We start from the raw sequence: 22,755 nt of genomic DNA, 5'->3' as shown, positions 1-22,755 counted from the left end.
CGTATCCTGTAAAATTGCCCGATGGATAATATTACGCATTCGGTCATCGGCCTCGGGGTCGGCGAACTGGTACACCGCAGCCTGCCGCCCGAGCCGCAGGCACCCGCGCAGCGCACCCGGCGTGCGCTGTTCTTATTTTCGGCCTGGTTTGCCAGCAATGCGCCGGACCTGGACCTGGTCCTCACGAAACTGCTGCCGCGTCCGTTCGGCTACATGCTGCACCACCGGGGCCATACGCATACCTTGCTGCTGGCCTTGCCGCAGGCGCTGCTGTTGCTGGCCTTGCTGTGGCTGCTATGGCCCGGCGCGCGGCGCTTGCTCAAGGCAAGCGTGCCCGCCCGTATCGGGCTGGCGGCCTGTCTGCTGCTGGGATTTTGCTTGCATATGGGCATGGATTTCCTCAACTCCTATGGCTTGCACCCGTTCTATCCGTTCGACAGCCGCTGGCTGTACGGTGACATGGTCTTCATTGTCGAGCCCATGTTCTGGGTACTGCTGGGCGTGCCCGTGATCATGTCCTTGCGTTACGCCATCGTCAAAAGCGTGCTGCTGGCGGGGTTGGCGGCGGCCCTGTGCTTCTTCACCTATCAAACCTATCTGGCGCCGGCCTCGCTGGCCGTCTTGCTGGGGCTGGGCGTGGTGCTGGCCGTGCTGCAAGGACGGGCCGGCGAGCGGGGGCGGGGAGCGCTGCTGCTGGCCTTCGCGCTGGCCGCCACCTTCATCGGCACGCAGGGCGTGGCGTCGGCCATCGGCCGTGCGCGCATCGAGGCGGCCGTGCAGCGTCTGGACCCGGGCACGCGCGTGTGGGACGTGGCGATGACGGCGTTCCCCAGCAACCCGCTGTGCTGGATCTATGTTTCGCTCGACAGCAAGACGGACGTCTACACCCTGCGGCGCGGCACCCTGAGCCTGCTGCCCGGATCGCTGGCGCCCGCCGCCTGTCCGGCCGGCCTGGCCGAAACGGGCAAGCAAGGCCGGCAATTGGCGCCCGGCATTGCCGTCTCGGCCCAGGCGGCGGGCAGCCTGGCCGCCCTGCGCGCCTTGCAGGAAGACAATTGCTATGTGGACGCCTGGTTCCGTTTTGCCCGCATGCCCCGCTTGCATGCGGACAAGCTGACGGACGTGCGGTTCAACCCGGGTATGCTGCCCAATTTCACTACCGTGGAACTGCAGCAGTTCCACAGCCGGCCCTGTCCTGCCTACGTGCCGGGCTGGGACCGCCCGCGCGCGGACATGCTGGCACCGCCGAAATAGGGCGGTGCGAGTGAATATATTGCCTTTCGGCAAAAAATATCGTGTGTACACGCATTTCGCCGTGGCTGTGCATGCGACAATTGTTAATTCAGCATAGATGTCATTAAGTTAGGATTATCTTGGAAGAGCAACACGCCTTACCGTATTTGCGCGAAACCCTGCTGTTTCTCGCCCTGGCCGGGATTTTTATTCCGCTATTGCAACGCCTGAAGGTCAATCAGGTGCTCGGTTTCCTGGCCGTCGGCGCCCTGTTCGGCCCCTTCGGCTTCGGCCTGTGGGCCGGCGACTTCACGTGGCTGACGTATTTCTCGTTCGTGCGCGCCGAGCAGGTCAGCGGCCTGGCCGAGCTGGGCGTGATGTTTTTGATGTTCATGATCGGCCTGGAACTGTCGACGGAGCGGCTGTGGGCGCTGCGGCGCTGGGTATTCGGCGCGGGCGTGGGGCAGGTGGCCGTCAGCGCCTGCCTGATCGGCGGCGTCGCGTATTACTTCGGCCTGTCGCTGGAAGCGTCCATCGTGCTGGGCCTGGTGCTGTCGCTGTCGTCGACGGCCGTGGTGATGCAGTTGCTCACCGACCAGCGCTCCTTGCAGACGCCGGCCGGCCAGGCGGGCTTTTCCATTCTGATGTTCCAGGATCTGATGGTGGTGCCGCTGTTCATCCTGATCGACGTGTTCGCCAGCGGGCGCAGCGACGACCTGGCGTATCTGCTCAGCTTTGCGGCCGTGAAATCGGCGGGCGCCATCCTGCTGATCTATCTGCTGGGACGCCGCGTGATTCGCCCGCTGTTCCAGTTTTTCGTCAAGAAACGCCAGCCCGACGTGTTCATGGCCTTGACCTTGCTCAGCACCCTCGGTATCGCGGGCCTGACGTATCTGGCGGGCCTGTCGATGGCGCTGGGCGCCTTGCTGGCCGGTCTGCTGCTGGCGGAAACGGAATTCCGCCATGAAGTGGAAGTGACGATCGAGCCGTTCAAGGGCTTGTTGATGGGCCTGTTCTTCATGTCGGTGGGCATGCAGATCGACGTGCGCGAAATCCTCAAGTCGCCCGTGCTGATTCCGCTGGCCGTGCTGAGCCTGTTTGCATTAAAGACCCTGGTCATCAGCGTGATTTTCCGCCTCGGCGGCTTTCACTGGGGGCGTGCCGTGGAAACGGGCGTGCTGCTGGGGCAGGGCGGCGAATTTGCCTTCATCGTCGTCGCGTATGCGCTGGGCACGAAATTGATCGGCCCGCAGGTGGCGCAGTTCGTCATGCTGGTGGTGGGCCTGAGCCTGTTCGCCACGCCGGCGCTGGCCAAGGCGGCGCGCGCCTTCGGCAACTGGTGGGAACGGCGCCACCACCATCAGCTGGCCGACCTGGCGCACGGCGCGCCGCCGCCGCAGGGCAGCACCGTCATCATTGCCGGTTTCGGCCGGGTAGGGCAGTTGCTGGCCAAGGTGCTGACGGAACAGGATATCGCGTATGTAGCTATCGAGAATGATGCGCGGCTGGTGACGACCCTGCATCCGCGCGGCTTTCCCGTGTATTTCGGTGATGCATCGCGCGCGGAACTGTTGCAGAAGGTCAATGCGGACCGCGCCGCCGCGGTGGTGCTGACGATGGACCATGCGGCCTCCGTGCTGCATGCCGTCAAATCGATACGCCGCGAATATCCGCTGCTGCCCGTGTATGCGCGCGCGCGCGACGAGGCGCATGCGGTGGCGCTGATGCACGCGGGCGCCACCCTGGTCGTGCCCGAGGCGCTGGAATCGGCGCTGCAGCTGACGGCCACCGTGTTGCAGACGGCGGGCTTGAGCGAAACGCGCGCGTTTGACATCGTGCAGGCCGAGCGCGACCGGCGCAATGCCGTGTTGCTGGCGAAAAAATTGTCGTAGTGCAATCGTGCGTGTCGCCGTGCTTCGTCAATTATCTATACAATAATAGTATATGAGCACACTATCCACATGAAAGCCGCGACGAAGAGCGGCGCGGCGCCCCTGACGCCGCAGCAACTGGCGGCGCAGGAAACGCAGCAAAAATTTGGCAAGCCCGAGCGGGGCTGGCGCGAGCAGGTGTACACCGTCATCTTCGAGGCGGAAACGCGCACGGGCCGCGCCTTCGACCTGCTGCTGATCGCCGCCATCCTGATCAGCGTGACGGTGGTGGTGCTGAGCAGCGTCGCTTCCGTGGCCGAGCGCTATGGCACCTGGCTGACGGCGCTCGAATGGTTTTTCACCATTTTATTTACCATCGAATATTTTGCCCGCCTGTCGTGCCTGCAGCATCCGGTGCGCTACGCCAAGAGTTTTTTCGGCGTGATCGACTTGCTGGCCATCGTGCCGACCTACATCGGCTTGCTGCTGCCGGGCGCGCACGTGCTGATCGATGTGCGCATTTTGCGCCTGCTGCGCATGTTTCGCATTCTCAAGCTCACGTCGTATGTGCATGAATACACGGTGCTGGGCCGCGCCCTGCTGGCCAGCCGGCGCAAGATCCTCATTTTCTTGTCTTTTGTCATGATGGTGGTCTTTCTGTTGGGTACTGTCATGTATGTGGTGGAAGGGCCGGAAAATGGTTACAGCAGCATCCCCACGTCGATATACTGGGCCATCAGCACCATGACCACCGTGGGTTTTGGCGATATCACGCCGAGGACCGACATCGGGCGCACGATCGCTTCGCTGATGATGTTGCTGGGCTGGGGCATCCTGGCAGTGCCAACCGGCATTATCAGTGCCGAAATGACGGTACAGCGCAGCTCCAAGCTGGTGACCACGCGTACCTGCCCCACGTGCCTGAAAGAAGGGCTCGATGACGACGCCAGTTTCTGCAAGAACTGCGGCGTCAAGCTGCCGCCGCTGGCACTCGATTAACCTCGCCTGATGCCATCGTAGCGAGCGGATGTGGCTTGTGGCCGAGACGCGCAGCTGTGCGCATGCACAGCGGGCATCGGAGGCCGCCAATCGCGCCGCGCAGCAGGTGGTATCAGGCGACATTTGCGCGTTAGCGCACTAACTTATAAAAGCCAACATGATTCCAGTTCGCCTGATTGCGACGGGTAAAGCCGTACCTGCGCACAGTGTCACCTCCGACAGCCTGGACCTGAAACTGGGTCATCCGCCCGGCTATACCTTGCGCAAGAGCGGCGTGCTGTCGCGCTTTGTCGCCGCGCCCGATGAGTCGCAAAGCCAGCTGGGCGCCGCCGCGCTGCTGGACGCGCTGAAGAACGCCAGCCTGCGCCCGTCCGATATCGATTTGCTGATCGGCGCCTGCGGCGTGCCCGAGCAGGCCTTGCCGAACACGGCCTGCTTCATCGCCGAACACGCAGGCTTGCCGCCAGGCACGCAAGCGTTCGACATCAATGCCAGCTGCCTCAGCTTCATGGCCGCCTTCCGCGTGGCCGCGTCGCTGCTGGCGGGCGGCGCCTACCGGCGCATCGCCATCGTCTCATCCGATCTCGCTTCGCGCGGGGTCGACTGGCGCGAGCCGGAAGCGTCGATGATCTTCGGCGACGGCGCCGCCGCCGTCATCGTCGAGCGCGGCGATGGCAGCGCGGGCATCCGTGCCTACAAGATGGGTACCTACCCGGAGGGGCGGCGCTATTGCGAAATCCGTGGCGGCGGCACCGAGCGCAACCCGCGCAACGGCTGCGAACCGGGCGACTACCTGTTCCGCATGGATGGCAAGGCCGTGTTCCGCCTGGCCGTCAAGGTGATGCCGGATTTCCTGGCGGAACTCATGCAGGAATCGGGCGCCGGGCTGGAAAAAGTCGACGTGGTCGTGCCGCACCAGGCCAGCCCGCTGGGCCTCGCGCATGCGGCGCGCATCCTCGACGTCCCCGATGCTAAAATCATCAAGATCTTTGAAAACCATGGCAACCAGGTGGCCGCGTCCCTGCCCACGGCCCTGCACGAGGCGGTGATGACGGGGCGGGCCGTGGCGGGCCAGCGTTTGCTGATGATGGGCACGGCCGCCGGCCTGACCATCGGCGGCATGATCGTCGATCTATGAGGAAGGTGCAATGAAGCGGATACTGGTCACGGGAGCGACGGGCGGCCTGGGGCGCAATGCCGTGCGCACCTTGCTGGCGCAAGGCGTGGAAGTGCGCGCCACCGGCCGCAACCTGGCCGTGGGGCGCGAACTGGAGCGCCTGGGCGCGCAATTCGTGGCGCTTGACCTGGCGCAAGCGACGCCGCGCCAGGTCGATGAGCTGGTGCGCGGCATGGACACCGTCTGGCACTGCGCCGCGCTGTCTTCGCCCTGGGGGCCGGAGCGCGACTTCATCGCCGCCAACGTGACGGCCACGGCCCAGCTGCTGCGCGCCGCCGCCAGCCTGCACGTGGCGCGCTTCGTGCACATTTCCACGCCGGCCATCTATTTCGATTACCACGACCGCTACGAGGTGCCGGAAACCTTCCGCCCCGATACCCTCGTCAACGCCTACGCGCGTTCCAAGGCGATGGCGGAAAAGCTGGTGCAGGAGTGTGTCGACCGCCACCGCGGCATGACGTGCGTGATCCTGCGCCCGCGCGCCATCTTCGGCCCGCACGACCAGGTGCTGATCCCGCGCCTGGCGCGCGTGCTGCAGCAGCGCGGCGGCAAGCTGCCGCTGCCCAAAGGCGGCGCGGCCAGCATCGACGTCACCTATGTCGACAACGTCGTGCACGCGATGTGGCTGGCCACCGTGCACAAGACGGTGCAGTCGGGCGCCGCCTTCAACATCACCAACGGCGAACCGGCGCGCCTGTGCGACATCCTGCGCAGCCTGTTTTGCGACCATCTGCAGCAGCCGTTCGAGATCGTCAGCGTGCCCTACCGCGTGCTGGCGGTGGTTGCTCGCCTGATGCAGTTCGCCTCGCGCTTCACGCGCCGCGAACCTGCGCTCACGCCCTACAGCATCGGCGCCCTCAGTTTCGACATGACGCTCGATATCGCCAAGGCGCGCAAGGTGCTCGGCTACCGTCCCATCGTCAGCCTGCAGGAAGGCATCGCGCTCACTGCCAAGTGGATGCGCCAGGAAGAGGCGGCGCACAAGGTGGGCAAGGAGCGCAATGGCTAGCATCACCGCGTTTCGCGTCGGCCACTGCACCCATCCGTCCTGCATGGTCTTGAAAGGCAGCGGGCTGGCCAGCCGCTGCTTCCCTTCGCGCGCCTACCTGATCGAGACGCGCGCGGGCCTGTACCTGTGGGACACCGGTTACGCCGAACACTTCCGCGCCGCCACGTCGAAAGGCGTGTACCGCATGTATGCGTGGGTGACGCCGATTTCGTTTGACGACAATGAATCGCTGCACGGCCAGCTGCACGCGCATGGCGTGTCGCCCGGCGACATCCACACCCTGCTGCTGTCGCACTTCCACGCCGACCATATCGCCGGCCTGCGCGACTTTCCCGGCGCGCGGCTGATGGCCTCGAAAACGGGCTGGGACGCCGTGCGCGGCCTGTCCGGCGTGGCCGCCGTGCGCCAGGCCTTCGTGCCCGAGCTGCTGCCGAACGACATCGCGGATCGCCTGACTTTCGTCGACAGCGTGCCCGAGACGGCCTTGCCGGCCGCCCTGCTGCCGTTCACGCACGGGCGCGACGTCAGCGGCACGGGCGAGATCTACATCGTCGACCTGCCCGGCCACGCCATCGGCCATCTGGGCGCCTTTGTGCTGCAGGACGGCGGCTGGACCTTGCTGGCGTCGGACGCGGCCTGGGTGCCGGAAAGCTTCCAGCAGCTGCGCGGACCGTCGGAACTGTCGTTCCTCATCCAGCACAAGCGCGCGCCGTACTATGAAACGCTGAACCGGCTGCACCAGCTGCACCGGTCGGGCCAGGCGCAGATCCGCATCACGCATGAAGACAGCAACGATTATTTGCCAGTGGCGGGCCGCTCGTGATGCGTATTGTCTGGCTGTTGCTGTCGTACTGGCGCACGCGCCGCCTGCGTTTCGCAAGCCGCGCGCAGCTCGACGCCTACCAGCGCAAGCAGCTGGCGCGTTTCATCGACGTGCTGTGCGCGCGCAGCACGTATTTTGCACCGTACCGGGCGTTGCCGCTGGCGCAGTGGCCGACGATGAACAAGGCGCTGATGCTCGAGCATTTCGACGCCATGAATACCGAGGGCGTGACGTTGGCGCAGGCGATGGAGGCGGCCATGGCGGCCGAACGCAGCCGCGACTTCACGCCGGCCGTGGGCGACATCACCGTGGGCCTGTCGTCGGGCACCTCGTCGCGGCGCGCCGTGTTTACCGTCAGCCCCCGCGAAAAGGCCCAATGGGCGGGCGTGATGCTGGCCAAGGCGCTGCCCGACGGCCTGTTTTCCGGCGAAAAGGTGGCGCTGTTCCTGCGCGCGAACAGCAATCTGTACACGGCCGTGCGCTCGCCGTGGCTCACCTTTGCCTTCTATGACCTGTTCGCACCGTTCGACAGCCTGTGCGCGCAGCTGGCGCGCTATCAACCTTCCGTCATCGTCGCGCCGGCCCAGGTGCTGCGCCAGCTGGCCTTGCGCGTCATCGATGGCAGCCTGGCGCTGGCGCCGAAAAAAGTCATTTCGGTCGCCGAAGTGCTCGAGGCGCAGGACCGCGCGCTGATCGTGCAGGCATTCGGCGCCGTGCATGAAATCTACCAGGCCACCGAGGGTTTTCTTGCCAGCAGCTGCGAGCACGGCGTGCTGCACCTGAACGAGGAATACGTGCACATCGAGCCGCAGTGGCTTGATCCTGAACAACGTCGCTTCGTGCCCGTGATTACGGACTTTACGCGCATGACGCAGCCCATCGTGCGCTACCGCCTCGACGATATTTTGATCGCGCGTACCACGCCATGCCCTTGCGGCCGCGCCACGCGCGCCATCGACGGCATCGAAGGGCGTTGCGACGATCTCCTGCTGCTGCCGTGTGCGCGCGGCGGTGCACCCGTCGCCGTGTTTGCCGACGTGCTGACGCGCGCCTTCGCGCAAGCCTTGCCGGCGGACGCCGACTACCGCCTGCTGCAGTCGGGCGACAACGCCCTGCAGCTGCATGCGGCGTTGGACGCGGCCGGCCTGGCCGCCCTGCGTGCCCATCTTGACGCGGTGCTGCGCGGCCTGGGCGTGGCCGTCGATGCCCTGGCCTGGACGACGAGCGGCGAACTGCCTGCCTTTGACCCCACCATGAAACGGCGCCGCATCCGGCGCCTTGCCAGCGCATGAACCACTCTTCCATGACTTTGACTTCCCGCCTGCTGCATTTGCTGGCCGGCTGGGGCAGTGTCGGTCTCGTGTATTTTTCCAGCGATGTGCTGCAAGGGCAGGGGGTACTCTTGCCGGAAACGGCGCTCGATCGCGCCATTGCCTATAGCGACTCTGCCATCTGGCTGTATCTGTCCTTCTTCATCCTGATCCCGTACGCCTACCTGGCGGCCGATGCGGCCCGCGTGCGCTGGCTGGCGCGCGCCATGGCGTTTTCCGCCCTGGCCTGCGGCGTGGTCTTCCTGCTGTACCCGACCACGCTCGCGTATCCACCCGTGGGTGACGGCAGCGCCTGGAGCACGCAGGCGCTGCGCCTGCTGCAGTCGGCGGACTCCACGCAAAACTGCCTGCCCTCGCTGCATGGCGCCCTGACCCTGCTGTGCGTGTGGGCCTTGTGCGACAAACGCCACCTGCTGCGCTCCGCGCTGGTCGTGGCGCTGGGCGTGGCCATCTGCTACGCCATCATCGCCCTGCGCCGGCACGTGAGCATCGACCTGGCCGCCGGCCTGGCCGTGGGCGTGGCGAGCGGCATGCTGGCGAAAATACAGGTATCCTTGGCCGCCCGCCGCGCCGTTTCCATAAAAGCCGCACCATGATGAACCCCTTTGCCCTCTCTTTCCTTGTCATGCTGGCCTTCGTGCTGGCCGAACTGCTGATCCTCAAATGGGTGCGTCAGACGCCGGTGCCGTGGAAAGACGTCATCTTCAACCTCAATTCCGGCCACATATTGATGTGGGTGTTCCGCGGCGTGGAAGTGGCGGCGTTCGCCCTGCTGCTGCGCCATGCGAACCTGCACCTCGTCGACCGGTGGCCCGTGGCGGCGCAGTGGGTCTTCGCCTTCTTTGCCTGGGATCTGTGCTTTTACTGGATGCACCGGCTGCACCATAAGATCCCCTTGCTGTGGGCCGTGCACGTGGTGCACCACCAGGGCGAGCATTTCAACCTGTCGCTGGGCGTGCGCAATTCCTGGTATTCGTCGCTGACGAATTTCCCGTTTATTGCCATCCTGGCCGTGCTGGGCGTGCCGCTGGAAATCTTCCTCGTCGTCTCGTCGCTGCATTACACGGTGCAGTTCTATAATCACAATGCGCTGGTGAACAAGTCCGGCATTCTCGATAAATTCATGGTCACGCCCTCGCACCACCGCGTGCACCATGGCACCGATAAGCGCTATATCAACCGCAATTTTGGCGGCACGCTGTTGATGTGGGACAAACTCTTCGGCAGCTTCCAGCCCGAACTCGAGGGCGTGGAAATGCGCTATGGCGTGAAAGGCATGACACCCACGCATAATCCGCTCCTGGCCAGCAACGGCAAACTGTTCAAGTGGCTGCGCGCGCGCTTTCCCCACTGGCAGTCGCGCGGCACTTTCGAGGTGCCGGAACCGTTCATCGGCATCGGCGGCGTGATCCTGTTTGGCCTGGTGATCTATTACGTCAACCACGAGGCGGTGCTGGCCGGCGCGCAGCAGGCCATGCTGTTCGCGCTGATTTTTGGCGGCACCCTGGCGCTGGGCGGCCTGTCGGACGCGCGGCGCTGGGGCGCCATCGCCTGGGTGGCCATCGCGCTGGCCATGCCGGCCCTGTACCTGGGCTGGTATGGCGCGCGCGATGCGTGGGGCATGGTGTTCCTGGCCGCGCTGCTGGCGCACGGCCTCGATGGCGCGCGCCGCCTGTGGTGGCCGGCGGCGGGGACGCGCGCGTGATGTCGCCTGTACCATCGCTTCCCCCGCTGCGCTTCCAGCCCGCCCGCGATTCCGCCTTCCGCCGCGAACTGCGCGCCCGTGCCGATGCCTACCTCGCCAGCGAGGGAAAACACCGCTTTGGCGACGCGCGCCTGCACGCGAAAACCGTCTTCCTGGCCGCGCTGACAGTGGGGCTGTATGCGCTGGCGCTGGATGCCCGCAGCACCTGGCCGTTTGTCGCCAGCTATGTGGCCTGCCTGGTCGCGGCCATGGCGCTGGCCATGAATACCCTGCACGATGCGGCCCACAGCACCGTCTTCCGCCACGGGCGCCTGAACCGCATCCTGATCCGCCTGGTGGGCTTGCCCGTGGGCGTGGACACGGATTTCTGGACCATCCGCCACGTGCATTTTCACCATACGTATGCGAACGTGGAAGGCTATGACCTCGACACGGAACCGAATCCCTTCCTGCGCCAGACGCCGTTCCAACGCTGGTCGCCCCAGTACCGCTATCAATACCTGTACTGGCCCGTGGTGGCGGCCCTGTCGCTGCCATACCTGAACTGGTATGGCGACTGGCTGGACCGCTTCGGCAAGACCCCCGTGGCCGCGCACAGCCGCCTGCAGGGCTGGCGCGGCTGGCTGTCGTTCCTGGGCTGGAAGCTGGGCCACGTGGCGCTGGTGCTGGCGCTGCCCATGTGGGTGCTGCAGCAGCACGGCATAGCCTGGAACGTGGTGCTGGGCGCGTATTTCCTGGGCCAGATGCTCGCCTCGTGCGCGCTGGTGGCGCTGATCCTCGGCACGCACTGGGCCGAAGTGGAGTTCTTCCAGCCGGGCCAGGACGGCACCTTGCCGCACGACTGGTACCAGCACACGTTTTACACGGCCTGCGACTGGACGCCGCAACCGCGCGCGCTGCGCTGGCTCGGTTACTGGCTGGGCGGCCTGAATCTGCACCTGACGCACCATGTGTTCCCCACCTGGAGCCACCGCCACTATCCGGCGCTGGCGCGCATCCTGGCCGAACTGGCGCCGCGCCACGGCCTCGTCTACCGCGAACTCGGTTACGGCCAGTTGCACGCCTCGCAGCAGGCGTTCCTGCGCGCCATGGGCCAGCCGCCGGCACAGTCCTGACGAATCGCGCTTGACTGGTTTTCTGTTTCATCTTACATTTCTGTAACGACAGAAATAAGAGAAAATCATGGAATTAAGCCCAACGACGCAGAAATACATTCTCCACTGGGGTGAAATGGGCACCCGCTGGGGCGTCAACCGCACGGTGGCGCAGATCCACGCGCTGCTGTTCCTGGCCAACGAACCGCTGACGGCGGAAGACATCGCGGCCAGCCTGAACGTGGCCAGGTCCAACGTCAGCAACAGCCTGAAGGAATTGCAAAGCTGGGGCCTGGCGCGCATCACGCACGTGATGGGGGACCGGCGCGACCACTTCGTCGCCCTGCAGGATGTGTGGGAAATCTTCCGCGTCATCATGGAAGAGCGCAAGCGGCGCGAGATCGACCCCACCCTGACGGTGCTGCGCGAATGCGCGATCGAGGGCGAACACGATGCGGCGATACCGCCGGAAACGCTGGCGCGCATGGGCGAAGTGCTGGCCTTCCTGGAAATGCTCAGTTCCACCTACAGCGACTATAAAAACCTGCCGCCGGCCACCCTGCAGCGCATGCTGTCGATGGGCGGCAAGGTGGCCAAGTTCCTCAGCCCGGAAGACAAGCCTGGCAAGCCGGGAAAAGCATGAACGGCCCGTCCGAAGGAGAGCTGTTCAAGAAGGTCATGGGCGAGCGGTGGCTGACCCTGCACCCGGACATCCGCCGCCGCTTCGAGAAAAACCCGGCGCCGGGCCAGCCCCTGTATTACCGGGGCGAACTCAGTGAGCTCACCAGTTCGCGCCTGGGCAAGGTGCTGGGCTGGCTGACGCGCCCCTTCATCGATGGCGCCCTGATCCCGCATGACGACCACGACTTCCCTGTCGATATCGAGGTCTATTCGCGCCCCGGCTGCCCCTTCATCTTCAAGCAGCGCACCTACCGCCTGCACGGGCGCGCGCCGATCCGCTTCACGTCCTACATGGCCGAAAGCGAGAAAGGCGAAGTGCTCGAATACGTGGGCATGGGGCTGGGCATGAAGCTGGTGCTGCACGTCGAGGATGGCAATCTGCATTTCACCAGCGACGGCTATTTTTGGGATCTGTTCGGCTGGCGCCTGCCGCTGCCCGGCGTGCTTACGCCCGGCAAGACCTATCTGTGCCACCGCAACGATACGCCGCAGCAGTTCAACATCCGCATCGAGATCCGCCACGCCCTGTTCGGCACCACATTCACCCAGGTCGGCGTGTTCCGCGAATCGGCCGCACCGGAAATGAAGGAAACACCATGAATACGCATCTGCTGGCCCTGCAACTGATGGCGGCGCAAGGCTGCCTGGGCGCCTTCGACACCATCTACCACCACGAAATCACGGAAGCGCTGCCGCAAAAGGCCTCGGCGCGCCTGGAATTGACCATCCATGCCACGCGCGCGCTGATCTACAGCCTGCTGTTTGTCGGCCTGGCGGCCTGGGAGTGGCACGGCGCCTGGGCCTGGGTATTGGTGATCGTGTTTGGCGTGGAAATCGTGCTGACCCTGTGGGACTTCGTTGTGGAAGATCAAACCCGCCTCTTGCCCGCCACGGAGCGGGTCACGCACACGGTGCTGGCGATTAACGCGGGCGCCTTCATCGCCCTGCTGGCCCTGAACAGCAGCGAGTGGGCGACCTTGCCGACGGCCCTCGTATGGCAGCCGTATGGCTGGCTCAGCGTCTTCCTCGCCCTGTGCGGCGTGGGCGTGGGCCTGTCCGGCCTGCGCGACGCCTACGCCGTGTGGCAGCTGGGCCGGCGCAAGGTGCAAGAGATTGCAGAGCAAGAGGAGCATCTGCGCTTTGCCGCCGCGCCGCAGTCCGTGCTGGTGACGGGCGCCACGGGGTTCATCGGCCAGCAACTGGTCAGCGCCCTGCTGGCCGACGGCCATGCGGTGACGGTGCTGACGCGCCAGCCCAAGCAGGCCGCATGGACCTTCGACGGCCAGGTGCGCTGCATCCGGTCGTTCGAGGAATTGTCGGATGCGCAGCGCATCGACATGGTGGTCAACCTGGCCGGCGCGCGCATCGTCGGCAAGCGCTGGACGGACGCGCGCAAGGCGGCCCTGCGCCGCAGCCGCGTGGCGCTGACGCAGGAACTGCTGGCGTGGATCGCCCGCGCGCAGCACAAGCCGAGGGTGCTGCTGTCGGCGTCCGCCATCGGCTATTACGGCGTGCAGCCGCAGGGCGACGCGACGGCGTTGACGGAGGAGAGCGCGCCGCAAGCCATCTTCATGTCGCAGCTGTGCCAGGAATGGGAAGCGGCCGCGCGCCAGGCGGAACGCTATGGCGTGCAGGTGGGCTGCCTGCGCTTCGGCCTCGTCTTCGGCCACCAGGGTTCGCTGCCGCAGATGCTGCTGCCGATACGCTTCGGCGCGGGCGGCCCGCTCGGCAGCGGCAAGCAGTGGATTTCGTGGGTGCACGTGCGCGACGTCATCCGCGCCATCGCCCACGTGGCGCGCCGCAGCGAACAGGGCGCCGTGAAGGGCGCGTATAACGTCTGCGCGCCGGAAGCCATCGAGCAGCGCCGCTTCGCCCGGGTGGCGGGCGCCGTGCTGCACCGCCCCAGCGTCGTGCCCACGCCGGCTTTCCTCATGCGCGCCTTGCTGGGCGAGCAGGCCGACTTGCTGGTGGAAGGCCAACGGGTCGCCCCGCGCCGCCTGCTGGACGACGGCTTTGTCTTCCGCTATCCGCAGCTGGAAGGGGCGCTGCGCAGTTTATAAGTTGGCGTAAGATGGGGCCTTGGAGGAACCGAACCATGCCCCGCTTCAGCCATACGATAGACAGCCATGTTTACCGGTTCGCCAGCCTGAAGGAGCTGCTGGCCAAGGCCACGCCACTGCGTTCGGGCGACGTGCTGGCCGGTGTGGCGGCATCGAGCGCGCGCGAGCGCGTGGCGGCGCAACTGGCGCTGGCCGAGGTGCCGTTGTTGACCTTTCTCAATGAGGCGCTGGTGCCGTATGAAGACGATGAGGTCACGCGCCTGATCGTCGATACCCACGCGCGCGCCGCGTTCGCACCGATTTCCCATCTGTGCGTGGGGGATTTCCGCGACTGGCTGCTCGATGACGCGACGGATACGCCAACGCTGGCACGCGTCGCCGCCGGCATCACGCCGGAAATGGCGGCGGCCGTGTCAAAAATCATGCGCCTGCAGGACCTGGTGCTGGTGGCCCGCAAGTGCCGTGTCGTCACGGCTTTGCGCAATACCCTGGGCCTGGAAGGGCGTCTGTCCGCGCGGCTGCAGCCGAACCACCCGACGGACGACGCCACGGGCATCGCGGCGTCGATGCTCGATGGCCTGCTGCTGGGCAGCGGCGACGCCGTGATCGGCATCAATCCCGCCACCGACAATGTGGCGCAAGTGGTCGCGCTGCTGCACCTGCTCGACGCCGTCATCGCTCAATATCAGATTCCCACGCAGTCGTGCGTGCTCACGCACATCACCAATACGCTCGAGGCGATACGCCGCGGCGCGCCCGTCGACCTGGTGTTCCAGTCGGTGGCAGGCACGCAGGCGGCCAACCGCAGCTTCGGCATCGACTTGTCGCTGCTGGCCGAGGGACAGGCTGCGGCCCTGTCGCTGGGGCGCGGCACGGTGGGCAACAACGTCATGTATTTCGAGACCGGGCAGGGCAGCGCCCTGTCGGCCGGCGCGCACCACGGCATGGACCAGCAGACGTGCGAGGCGCGCGCGTATGCGGTGGCGCGCGCGTATTCCCCGCTGCTGGTCAATTCCGTGGTGGGTTTCATCGGCCCCGAATACCTGTACGACGGCAAGCAGATCATGCGCGCGGGGCTGGAAGACCATTTCTGCGCCAAGCTATTGGGACTGCCCATGGGCTGCGACGTGTGCTACACCAACCACGCGGAGGCGGACCAGGATGACATGGACGCCTTGCTGACCATGCTGGGCGTGGCCGGCTGCAATTTCATCATGGGCGTGCCGGGCGCGGACGACATCATGCTCGGCTACCAGAGCACCTCGTTCCACGACGCGCTGTATGCGCGCCGGGTGCTGGGCCTGCGTCCCGCGCCCGAATTCGACGCCTGGCTGGCGCGCATGCGGATCACGGATGCGCAGGGAAACCTGAACGTGGCGCTGGCGCCGGCCTTCCAGGCGGCCCTGCTGCGCCTGGACGACTAGGGAGGAACATGGACGAAAACCATCTGTGGCAAACGCTGCGCGCGCATACGGCGGCGCGCATCGCGCTGGGGCGCCGCGGCGTGAGCGTGCCGACCCGCGCGCAGCTGGCGTTCCAGCTGGCCCACGCGCAGGCGCGCGACGCCGTGCACCTGGAACTCGATGGCGAGGCCCTGGCGCGCGACTTGGCGGCGCAAGGGCAAGACTGCGTGCCGCTGCACAGCGCGGCCGCCACGCGCGCCGACTACCTGCAGCGGCCCGACCTGGGGCGCCGGCTCGATGGCGTTTCACGCGCGCGCCTGGCCGCTGGCGCCAAGGGCCTGGACCTGGCGCTGGTGGCGGCCGATGGCCTGTCGGCGCTGGCGCTACAACGCCACGCAGCGCCGTTCCTGGCCGCCCTGCGCGCACGGCTGGCGCCGGAGGCGTGGACGCTGTCGCCGCTGCACATCGTGGCACAGGGACGGGTGGCCGTCGGCGACGAGGTGGGGGAATTGATCAAAGCGCGGGCCGTGCTGGTGTTGATCGGCGAGCGGCCGGGCTTGAGCTCCCCGGACAGCCTGGGCCTGTACCTGACGTGGGCGCCCAAAGTGGGGCTGCTGGACGAGCGCCGCAACTGCATCTCGAATGTGCGCCCCGAGGGGCTGGCATATGCGCCGGCCGCCTACCGGCTGCATTATTTGCTGTCGCAGGCATTTACCAGGCAGTTGTCGGGCGTGGACTTGAAGGATGAAACGGTGGGAGAGGGCGCGGCCCTGGCGGGCGCGCGCAATTTCCTGCTGGTGTGATCAGACTTCGCGGATTTCGTCCAGCGGCCAGCGCGGGCGCACATTGAACGAGTAATCGTGCTTGGCGGCCTGCGGGTTGATTTGCAGGCGCATGGCGCCGGCAAAGGCGATCATGGCGCCGTTATCGGTACAGAATTCCAGCTCCGGGTAATACACTTTAAAACGCTTCTTGGCGGCGGCCGCGTTGAGCGAGGCGCGCAGCTGCGCGTTGGCGCCCACGCCGCCGGCGATCACCAGGCGTTTCAAGCCCGTGTGCTTGAGGGCCGACACGCATTTGGCCGTCAGCACGTCGACGATGGCGTCGACGAAGCCGCGCGCGATATTCGCCTTGTCCTGTTCGCAGATATTGGCGATGACTTTTTCTTCATGGTTCTTGACCACCGTCAGCACGGCCGTCTTCAAACCGGAGAAACTGAAATTGAAATCCTTCGAATGCAGCATGGGGCGCGGCAGTTTATACGCCAGCGGGTCGCCGAATTCGGCCAGGCGCGAGATGGCGGGGCCGCCCGGGTAACCGAGGCCCAGCAGCTTGGCCGACTTGTCGAACGCTTCGCCAGCCGCATCGTCCAGGGTTTCGCCCAGCATCGTGTACTGGCCCACGCCGTCGACGCGCATCAGCTGCGTGTGGCCGCCCGACACCAGCAGCGCGATGAAGGGAAATTCCGGCGGTTCGGACGCCAGCAACGGGGAGAGCAGATGGCCTTCCAGGTGGTGGATGCCCAGCACCGGCTTGTTGATGGCCAGGCCCAGGCTGCAGGCGACGGACGAACCGACCAGCAGCGCGCCGGCCAGTCCCGGCCCTTGCGTGTAGGCGATGGCGTCGATCTCGGGCAGGGTGATGCCGGCCTTCGTCAGGGTCTCTTCGAGCAGCGGGATGGCGCGGCGGATATGGTCGCGCGACGCCAGTTCCGGCACCACGCCGCCGTACTGCTCGTGCATGGCGACTTGCGAATAGAGGGCGTGGGACAGCAGGCCGCGTTGCGTGTCATACAAGGCCAGGCCGGTTTCGTCACAGGAGGATTCGACGCCAAGAACAATCATGAAGGTACTGAATAGGGAGGAGTAATCCGCCATTGTAAAGGAAAGCCGGGCAGTCCACCGTGCGGCCGGCGCACCATTTCGGCGGCAGTGTGCACTTGCGCAGTGCGGCGCGGGCCGGTTTTGCCCGCGATTCCGGCTGCTTTGCGCCTGTGCCGGCACTGGCACCGCTCTTGCTTAGGCAAGCGTGTGCCTTTCTCGAGGGAGCTAGCGATGCCGGAACAATGGAAAATGATTTGCCGCCTGAAGGACATGCCGCAGGCCGGTGCGCGCATGGTGCAGCGGGGGCTGGCGTGGCAGGACTTGCCGGGCGTGGCGCTGTTTCGCGCGGTGGACGATACGGTGTACGCGCTGCTCGACACGGTGCCCTGCCTGGGCGGCCCGCTGGCGCACGGGGTGCTGATGGAGAAAAACCTGATGGGGCCGAAGAACGGCTGGATCATCGAGCTCGATTCGGGCCGCCTGGTGGCGCCCGTGCAGGGCATGGCGCGCATGTACGCCGTGCGCATCCTGGATGGACGCGTCTACCTGGACGTCAATGAACTCAATATCCCGGCCAGCAAGGCGGAGCAGGCGCTGGCCGGTTCGTTCGCCGTGCTGCCGCATGTGCAGATGGCGTGATGAAGGGAAAAGCAAGAACGGCGCACAGGGCGCCGTTCTTTGTCTGCAGTGATGTTGTCGGCTTACGCGCTGCGCGCTAAGCCGACCTACATATTGACGCGGCCGGCCGGGTAGGTCGGATTAGGCCCACAGGGCCGTAATCCGACAACATTGTTGGCGGTATATTTTACGCAGGGCGATTGAGCAAGTGCGCATGCGCGTCGCGCAGCATGGTCGCCGTCGTGTCCCAGTCGATGCAGCCGTCCGTGACGGAGCAGCCGTAGGTCAGTTGCGACAGGTCTTGCGGGATCTTCTGGTTGCCGCTGACGATATTCGATTCGATCATCACGCCCACCAGCGAGCGGTTGCCCTGGCGAATCTGGTTGACCACGTCGCCCATCACCAGCGGTTGCAGTTCCGGCTTTTTATAGCTGTTCGCGTGCGAGCAGTCGACCACCAGGTTGGCCGGCAGCTTGGCCTTGGCCAGCGCCTGTTCGGCGATGGCGATCGAGACCGAATCGTAGTTCGGACGGCCGTCGCCGCCGCGCAGCACCACGTGGCCGTACGCGTTGCCGCGCGTGCGCACGATGGCCACGTTGCCTTCGGCGTTAATGCCCAGGAAGGAGTGCGGGTGCGCCGACGACAAAATCGCGTTCACCGCGATGCTGATGTCGCCATCGGTGCCGTTCTTGAAGCCGACCGGTGTCGACAGGCCCGACGACATTTCGCGGTGCGTCTGCGATTCCGTCGTGCGCGCGCCAATGGCGGTCCAGGCGATCAGATCGCCCAGGTATTGCGGCGAGATGGGGTCCAGCGCTTCGGTGGCGGTGGGCAAGCCCAGTTCGCACACGTCGAGCAGGAACTGGCGCGCCTTTTCCATGCCTTCGTTGACCTTGAACGAATCGTCCATGTACGGGTCGTTGATATAGCCCTTCCAGCCCGTGGTGGTACGCGGTTTTTCGAAATACACGCGCATCACCAGCAGCATCGTATCCTTGACTTCCTCTTGCAGCGCTTTCAGGCGGCGCGCGTAATCGAGGCCGGCCACGGGGTCGTGGATCGAGCAGGGGCCGACGACGACGAACAGGCGCTGGTCTTTGCGGTCGATGATGTTGCGCAGCGCTTCGCGGCCGCGGCTGACGGTGTCGAAGGCGCTCTCCGACAGCGGCAGTTTGGCGTGCAGTTCGGCCGGTGTCGGCATGGGCGCGAAGGAAGTGACGTTGATATTTTCGATGTCTGGCGTATTCATGATTCTGGCTCGGCTTTCGCTATTGCGTTCTTTAAGAGGCAATAGTGTAGCGGAAATGCGGCCTGGCGGCGGGCGGGTGGGGGAAAACGCTTATTGCTCAGTTGTTTTTGTGATAGCGCCGTCCGCCCGCGCGGGTCTTTTCTGGCGGCCAAGGGGATGGGCATGCGCGTGCCTGTGTTGCATCGGCGCCCATCACGACATCCGCTGCCCGATGCGGGGGGAAATCCGTGTAAGCTGGCGCCATGACGACTGTATCCATCCCCCATACCGACGTGGCCGGTGAGCCATTTCCCGCTGCACGTTTCATCAAAGAAATAGGACGCGGCAAGAACGGCGCGCGCAGCATGACGCGCGATGACGCCCGCGCCCTGTACCGCGCCATGCTCGAGGGCCGCGTGTCGGACCTGGAACTGGGCGGCATTTTATTGTCCATGCGCATCAAGGGCGAGTCCGTGGACGAGATCGCCGGCTTCCTCGACTCTGCCGAGGCGTCGTTTGCACCGCTGGCCGCGCCGGCGGGCGAGTTCGCGCCCATCATCATTCCCAGCTACAACGGCGCGCGCAAGATGGCGAACCTGACGGCCTTGCTGGCGCTGCTGCTGGCGCGCGCGGGCGCACCTGTGCTCGTGCATGGCGTGACCAGCGACCCGGGCCGCGTCACGACGGCCGAGGTGCTGGCCGCGCTGGGCCTACCCGCCTCGCCCGACCATGCGCAAGCCGAGGCCGCCATGGCGCGCGGGCAGATCGCCTTCCTGCCCATAGCATCACTGGCGCCGCGCCTGGCCTGGATGCTGTCGCTGCGGCGCGTGCTAGGCGTGCGCAATTCCACGCACACCTTGGTGAAAATCATGCAGCCGTTCGCGGGGCCGGCCCTGCGCCTGGTGTCGTACACGCACCCCGAATACCTGGAAATGCTCGGTGAATATTTCCTGACCGCCTGTGATCCCGCGCGCGGCGACGCCTTCCTCATGCGCGGCACGGAGGGCGAAACGGTGGCCAACGCCAACAAGGCGCAGCAGATCGACTGGTTTCACGACGGCGAACGCAAGGTGTTGGTGGAAAAGCAATTGCTGGTCGAAGAGTTGCCGCATTTGCCGGCCGAGCGCGACGCGGCCACCACGGCGACCTGGATCGCCGCCGTGCTGCGCGGCGAGGTGCCCGTGCCGCCATCGATCGCGGAGCAGGTGGAACAATGCCTGATGGCATCGCGGCAGATTGCAGCACGGCCGCGCTAGCCGCGCCGCCGCAGTTTACAATGGCGTCTTTGTAATCAGCGGTGAGCGGAATTTTTATGGCAAAACAATTTGATGTGGCAGTGATCGGCGCGGGCGCGGCCGGCATGATGTGTGCGGCTGTTGCCGCCCAGCAAGGCAAGCGCGTGGTGTTGATCGATCACGCGGCCAAGCTGGCCGAAAAGATCCGCATCTCGGGTGGCGGACGGTGTAATTTCACTAATATCAACGCCACCCCACAAAATTTCCTCTCGGAAAACCCGCATTTCTGCAAGAGCGCGCTGTCGCGGTACACGCCGCAGGATTTCCTCGCGCTGGTGAAAAAATACCGGATCGGTTACCACGAAAAGCACAAGGGCCAGCAATTCTGCAATGAATCGGCCGAGCAGATCATCGACATGCTCAAGGACGAGTGCGCCGCTGGCGGCGTGCATTGGCGCATGCCGTGCAAGATCGATAATGTTGTCCGGCAAGATGACGGCGGCTTCGTGCTGCAGACGGACAGCGGCGACATCGAGACGGCCAGCATCGTCATCGCCACGGGCGGCCTGTCGATCCCGAAGATCGGCGCCACCGACTTTGCCTACCGCATCGCCAAACAATTCGACCTGGCGATGGTCGAGCCGCGTCCGGCCCTGGTGCCGCTGACGTTCGACCCGGCCAGCTGGGCGCCATTTGCCGAATTGTCCGGCATCGCGCTGGAAGTGGATGTGGAGACGGGCAGCCTGAAAGGCCGCAAGGCCACGGGTGCACGTTTCCGCGAAGATTTGCTGTTCACGCATCGCGGCCTGTCCGGTCCGGCGATTTTGCAGATTTCCAGCTACTGGCTGCCGGGCGAGCCCATCGTCATCAACCTGTTGCCGGAAGTCGACGTGGCGCAGACCCTCATCGAAGGCAAGGGCACCCTGAAGAAGCAGCTGGGTAATATCGTCGCGCAATGGCTGCCGCAGCGCCTGGCCGACTGCCTGCTGGCCACGAACGGCCTGGCGCCGGACGCGCGCATCGCCGACATGCCCGACGCGCAGCTGCGCAAGCTGGGCCAGGCCATCAATGCCTGGTCCATCGTGCCCAACGGTTCCGAAGGCTACCGCAAGGCGGAAGTGACGCGCGGCGGCATCGACACGCGCGAGCTGTCGCAGCAGACCATGATGGCCAATAAGGTGCCGGGCCTGTATTTCATCGGTGAATCGGTCGACGTGACGGGCTGGCTGGGCGGCTACAACTTCCAGTGGGCCTGGGCTTCCGGCGTGGCGGCAGGTATTGCCTTGCAGTAAGCAAGTCTGTAGGATGGGGTTCTGGCGCCCGGTGCGCCGACCCCGGTGCGTGGTTTACGCCACATTCCGGCAGCGACCGCAGGCTGCATGCCGCACGCAAGTGGGGGAGGGGCTTCCCTTTCCGAATAAAAGCTGCTACTATCTATCTCTTCCTATACACCACCTCAACGGTTTGAATTTTACATGACCACTATTCGCCTTAAAGAAAACGAGCCGTTCGAAGTCGCAATGCGTCGCTTCAAACGCACCATCGAAAAAACGGGTCTGCTGACCGAATTGCGCGCACGCGAATTCTACGAAAAGCCAACAGCTGAGCGCAAGCGCAAGCTGGCAGCTGCTGTCAAGCGTCATTACAAACGCATCCGCAGCCAACAACTGCCGAAAAAATTATTCTAAGACTGTCCAGTCAGAACCAACCCGGGTAGCACGGCGCATTGTTCGCCACGGGTTTTGTTTTGATTCGCCTGGAGTGATACTTCAGATGAGTCGCATACCCGCTCCGGTTCGCCGCAGCGGGTTTTCGCTTTTGTGGCTGCCTGCTTGGAGTGCACACACGAGTATCGAACCCCCACTTACCAACACGAGGATTGCCATGAGCTTGAAAGAACAAATTACCGAAGACATGAAAAACGCCATGCGCGCCAAGGAAGCGGGCAAGCTGGGCACGATTCGCCTGTTGCTGGCGGAAATCAAGCGCAAGGAAGTCGACGAGCGCATCGAATTGACGGACGCTCACGTGACGGCCATCGTGGAAAAGATGATCAAGCAGCGCAAGGATTCGATCACCCAGTTCGAGGCCGGTGGCCGCGCCGACCTGGCCGACATCGAAAAAGCCGAGCTGGTGCATTTGATCGGCTACATGCCTGCCGGCCTGTCGGAGGAAGAAGTGGCGGCCGAAGTGGCTGCCGCCGTGGCCGCCTCGGGCGCCGCCGGTCCGCAAGACATGGGCAAGGTCATGGCCATCGTCAAGCCGAAGCTGGCTGGCCGCGCCGACATGACCGTGGTGTCCGCGCTGGTCAAGAAAGCCTTGACGCCGGCCGCGTAAGCAACAATAGTAGCAAGGGCTGCCAGCCGTCGCGCTGGCAGCCTGTTAAACAGCCCACACGTTGACCTGGCTCAACCTCAGGCCGCGTGCGGTAGTATAGTCTGACCTATAACAAGACCGCCCCAGCC

22 protein-coding genes are annotated in these 22,755 nt (G+C 65.0%); 20 read left to right on the top strand and 2 right to left on the bottom strand.

All coding sequences use genetic code 11. The annotated features are described in order from the left end of the window. The first annotated feature begins 21 nt into the window (after nt 1-21). The 15 genes from AC3RCJ_RS25045 (at nt 22) to eutC (ending at nt 16,189) form a co-directional block, all read left to right on the top strand. A complete protein-coding gene (locus AC3RCJ_RS25045) occupies nt 22-1,254 on the top strand; it encodes a metal-dependent hydrolase (RefSeq protein WP_492959627.1) in 1,233 nt (410 codons plus the stop codon). Between the two features lie 119 nt (nt 1,255-1,373). After that, nucleotides 1,374-3,125 carry a cation:proton antiporter domain-containing protein gene (locus AC3RCJ_RS25040; RefSeq protein ID WP_492959624.1) on the top strand — a complete coding sequence of 584 codons (1,752 nt, stop codon included), beginning with the start codon at nt 1,374-1,376 and terminating at the stop codon, nt 3,123-3,125. A 69-nt stretch (nt 3,126-3,194) separates the two neighbouring features. Next, on the top strand, nt 3,195-4,103 hold the full coding sequence (locus AC3RCJ_RS25035; RefSeq protein WP_492959622.1) for an ion transporter: 909 nt from the start codon (nt 3,195-3,197) through the stop codon (nt 4,101-4,103). 157 nt (nt 4,104-4,260) lie between these two features. After that, nucleotides 4,261-5,241, top strand: a complete 981-nt coding sequence (locus tag AC3RCJ_RS25030) for a 3-oxoacyl-[acyl-carrier-protein] synthase III C-terminal domain-containing protein (protein WP_492959620.1) — start codon at nt 4,261-4,263, stop codon at nt 5,239-5,241. Between the two features lie 10 nt (nt 5,242-5,251). Then, nucleotides 5,252-6,289, top strand: a complete 1,038-nt coding sequence (locus tag AC3RCJ_RS25025) for an NAD-dependent epimerase/dehydratase family protein (RefSeq protein ID WP_492959618.1) — start codon at nt 5,252-5,254, stop codon at nt 6,287-6,289. After that, complete coding sequence (locus AC3RCJ_RS25020) at nt 6,282-7,112, top strand: MBL fold metallo-hydrolase (protein ID WP_492959616.1); 831 nt, start codon at nt 6,282-6,284, stop codon at nt 7,110-7,112. The genes AC3RCJ_RS25025 and AC3RCJ_RS25020 overlap by 8 nt, the downstream gene beginning before the upstream one ends. Then, entirely contained in the window at nt 7,112-8,404 is a 1,293-nt protein-coding gene (locus tag AC3RCJ_RS25015) for a F390 synthetase-related protein (protein WP_492959711.1), read from the top strand. Before AC3RCJ_RS25020 ends, AC3RCJ_RS25015 begins: the two co-directional genes overlap by 1 nt. 11 nt (nt 8,405-8,415) lie before the next feature. After that, nucleotides 8,416-9,039 carry a phosphatase PAP2 family protein gene (locus tag AC3RCJ_RS25010; RefSeq protein ID WP_492959614.1) on the top strand — a complete coding sequence of 208 codons (624 nt, stop codon included), beginning with the start codon at nt 8,416-8,418 and terminating at the stop codon, nt 9,037-9,039. Next, nucleotides 9,036-10,148, top strand: a complete 1,113-nt coding sequence (locus tag AC3RCJ_RS25005) for a sterol desaturase family protein (protein WP_492959612.1) — start codon at nt 9,036-9,038, stop codon at nt 10,146-10,148. Before AC3RCJ_RS25010 ends, AC3RCJ_RS25005 begins: the two co-directional genes overlap by 4 nt. Next, a complete protein-coding gene (locus tag AC3RCJ_RS25000; protein ID WP_492959610.1) occupies nt 10,148-11,263 on the top strand; it encodes a fatty acid desaturase family protein in 1,116 nt (371 codons plus the stop codon). The genes AC3RCJ_RS25005 and AC3RCJ_RS25000 overlap by 1 nt, the downstream gene beginning before the upstream one ends. 67 nt (nt 11,264-11,330) lie before the next feature. Then, a complete protein-coding gene (locus AC3RCJ_RS24995) occupies nt 11,331-11,885 on the top strand; it encodes a GbsR/MarR family transcriptional regulator (protein WP_492959608.1) in 555 nt (184 codons plus the stop codon). After that, nucleotides 11,882-12,523: a DUF4166 domain-containing protein gene (locus tag AC3RCJ_RS24990; RefSeq protein WP_492959606.1), complete on the top strand. Its 642-nt coding sequence runs from the start codon at nt 11,882-11,884 to the stop codon at nt 12,521-12,523. The genes AC3RCJ_RS24995 and AC3RCJ_RS24990 overlap by 4 nt, the downstream gene beginning before the upstream one ends. Next, nucleotides 12,520-13,983: a TIGR01777 family oxidoreductase gene (locus AC3RCJ_RS24985; protein ID WP_492959604.1), complete on the top strand. Its 1,464-nt coding sequence runs from the start codon at nt 12,520-12,522 to the stop codon at nt 13,981-13,983. Before AC3RCJ_RS24990 ends, AC3RCJ_RS24985 begins: the two co-directional genes overlap by 4 nt. A 35-nt stretch (nt 13,984-14,018) precedes the next feature. After that, on the top strand, nt 14,019-15,407 hold the full coding sequence (locus AC3RCJ_RS24980; protein WP_492959602.1) for an ethanolamine ammonia-lyase subunit EutB: 1,389 nt from the start codon (nt 14,019-14,021) through the stop codon (nt 15,405-15,407). Between the two features lie 8 nt (nt 15,408-15,415). Beyond that, nucleotides 15,416-16,189 carry an ethanolamine ammonia-lyase subunit EutC gene (gene eutC, locus AC3RCJ_RS24975; protein WP_492959599.1) on the top strand — a complete coding sequence of 258 codons (774 nt, stop codon included), beginning with the start codon at nt 15,416-15,418 and terminating at the stop codon, nt 16,187-16,189. Here the strand turns inward: eutC and tsaD are convergent, their stop codons facing one another. Beyond that, the gene (gene tsaD, locus AC3RCJ_RS24970) at nt 16,190-17,230 is read right to left on the bottom strand and encodes a tRNA (adenosine(37)-N6)-threonylcarbamoyltransferase complex transferase subunit TsaD (protein WP_492959597.1); all 1,041 of its coding nucleotides are present in this window, start codon (nt 17,228-17,230) and stop codon (nt 16,190-16,192) included. It abuts the gene before it with no gap. Nucleotides 17,231-17,440: 210 nt separating this feature from the next. Here tsaD and AC3RCJ_RS24965 point away from each other — a divergent pair, with 210 nt between their 5' ends. After that, nucleotides 17,441-17,848 (top strand): nitrite reductase (NAD(P)H) small subunit, encoded by a 408-nt coding sequence (locus AC3RCJ_RS24965; RefSeq protein ID WP_492959595.1) that lies wholly within the window; start codon nt 17,441-17,443, stop codon nt 17,846-17,848. Between the two features lie 166 nt (nt 17,849-18,014). Here the strand turns inward: AC3RCJ_RS24965 and AC3RCJ_RS24960 are convergent, their stop codons facing one another. After that, entirely contained in the window at nt 18,015-19,076 is a 1,062-nt protein-coding gene (locus tag AC3RCJ_RS24960; RefSeq protein ID WP_492959593.1) for a 3-deoxy-7-phosphoheptulonate synthase, read from the bottom strand. A gap of 242 nt (nt 19,077-19,318) precedes the next feature. On the opposite strand from AC3RCJ_RS24960, the gene ybiB reads away from it, so the two are divergent. The 4 genes from ybiB to AC3RCJ_RS24940 all read left to right on the top strand — a co-directional run bounded on the left by ybiB (nt 19,319) and on the right by AC3RCJ_RS24940 (nt 22,627). After that, nucleotides 19,319-20,311, top strand: a complete 993-nt coding sequence (ybiB, locus tag AC3RCJ_RS24955) for a DNA-binding protein YbiB (RefSeq protein ID WP_492959591.1) — start codon at nt 19,319-19,321, stop codon at nt 20,309-20,311. Between the two features lie 56 nt (nt 20,312-20,367). Beyond that, nucleotides 20,368-21,582: a BaiN/RdsA family NAD(P)/FAD-dependent oxidoreductase gene (locus AC3RCJ_RS24950; protein ID WP_492959589.1), complete on the top strand. Its 1,215-nt coding sequence runs from the start codon at nt 20,368-20,370 to the stop codon at nt 21,580-21,582. Between the two features lie 183 nt (nt 21,583-21,765). Beyond that, nucleotides 21,766-21,978, top strand: a complete 213-nt coding sequence (rpsU, locus tag AC3RCJ_RS24945; protein WP_008451879.1) for a 30S ribosomal protein S21 — start codon at nt 21,766-21,768, stop codon at nt 21,976-21,978. 196 nt (nt 21,979-22,174) lie between these two features. Next, nucleotides 22,175-22,627, top strand: a complete 453-nt coding sequence (locus tag AC3RCJ_RS24940) for a GatB/YqeY domain-containing protein (protein WP_076567823.1) — start codon at nt 22,175-22,177, stop codon at nt 22,625-22,627. The last annotated feature ends 128 nt before the right edge of the window (nt 22,628-22,755 follow it).

It is taken from the genome of Janthinobacterium sp. GW822-FHT07H11 (assembly GCF_058798615.1).
The sequence above is the reverse complement of the archived record's forward strand: the minus strand, read 5'-3'. Positions and strand labels throughout refer to the sequence as shown.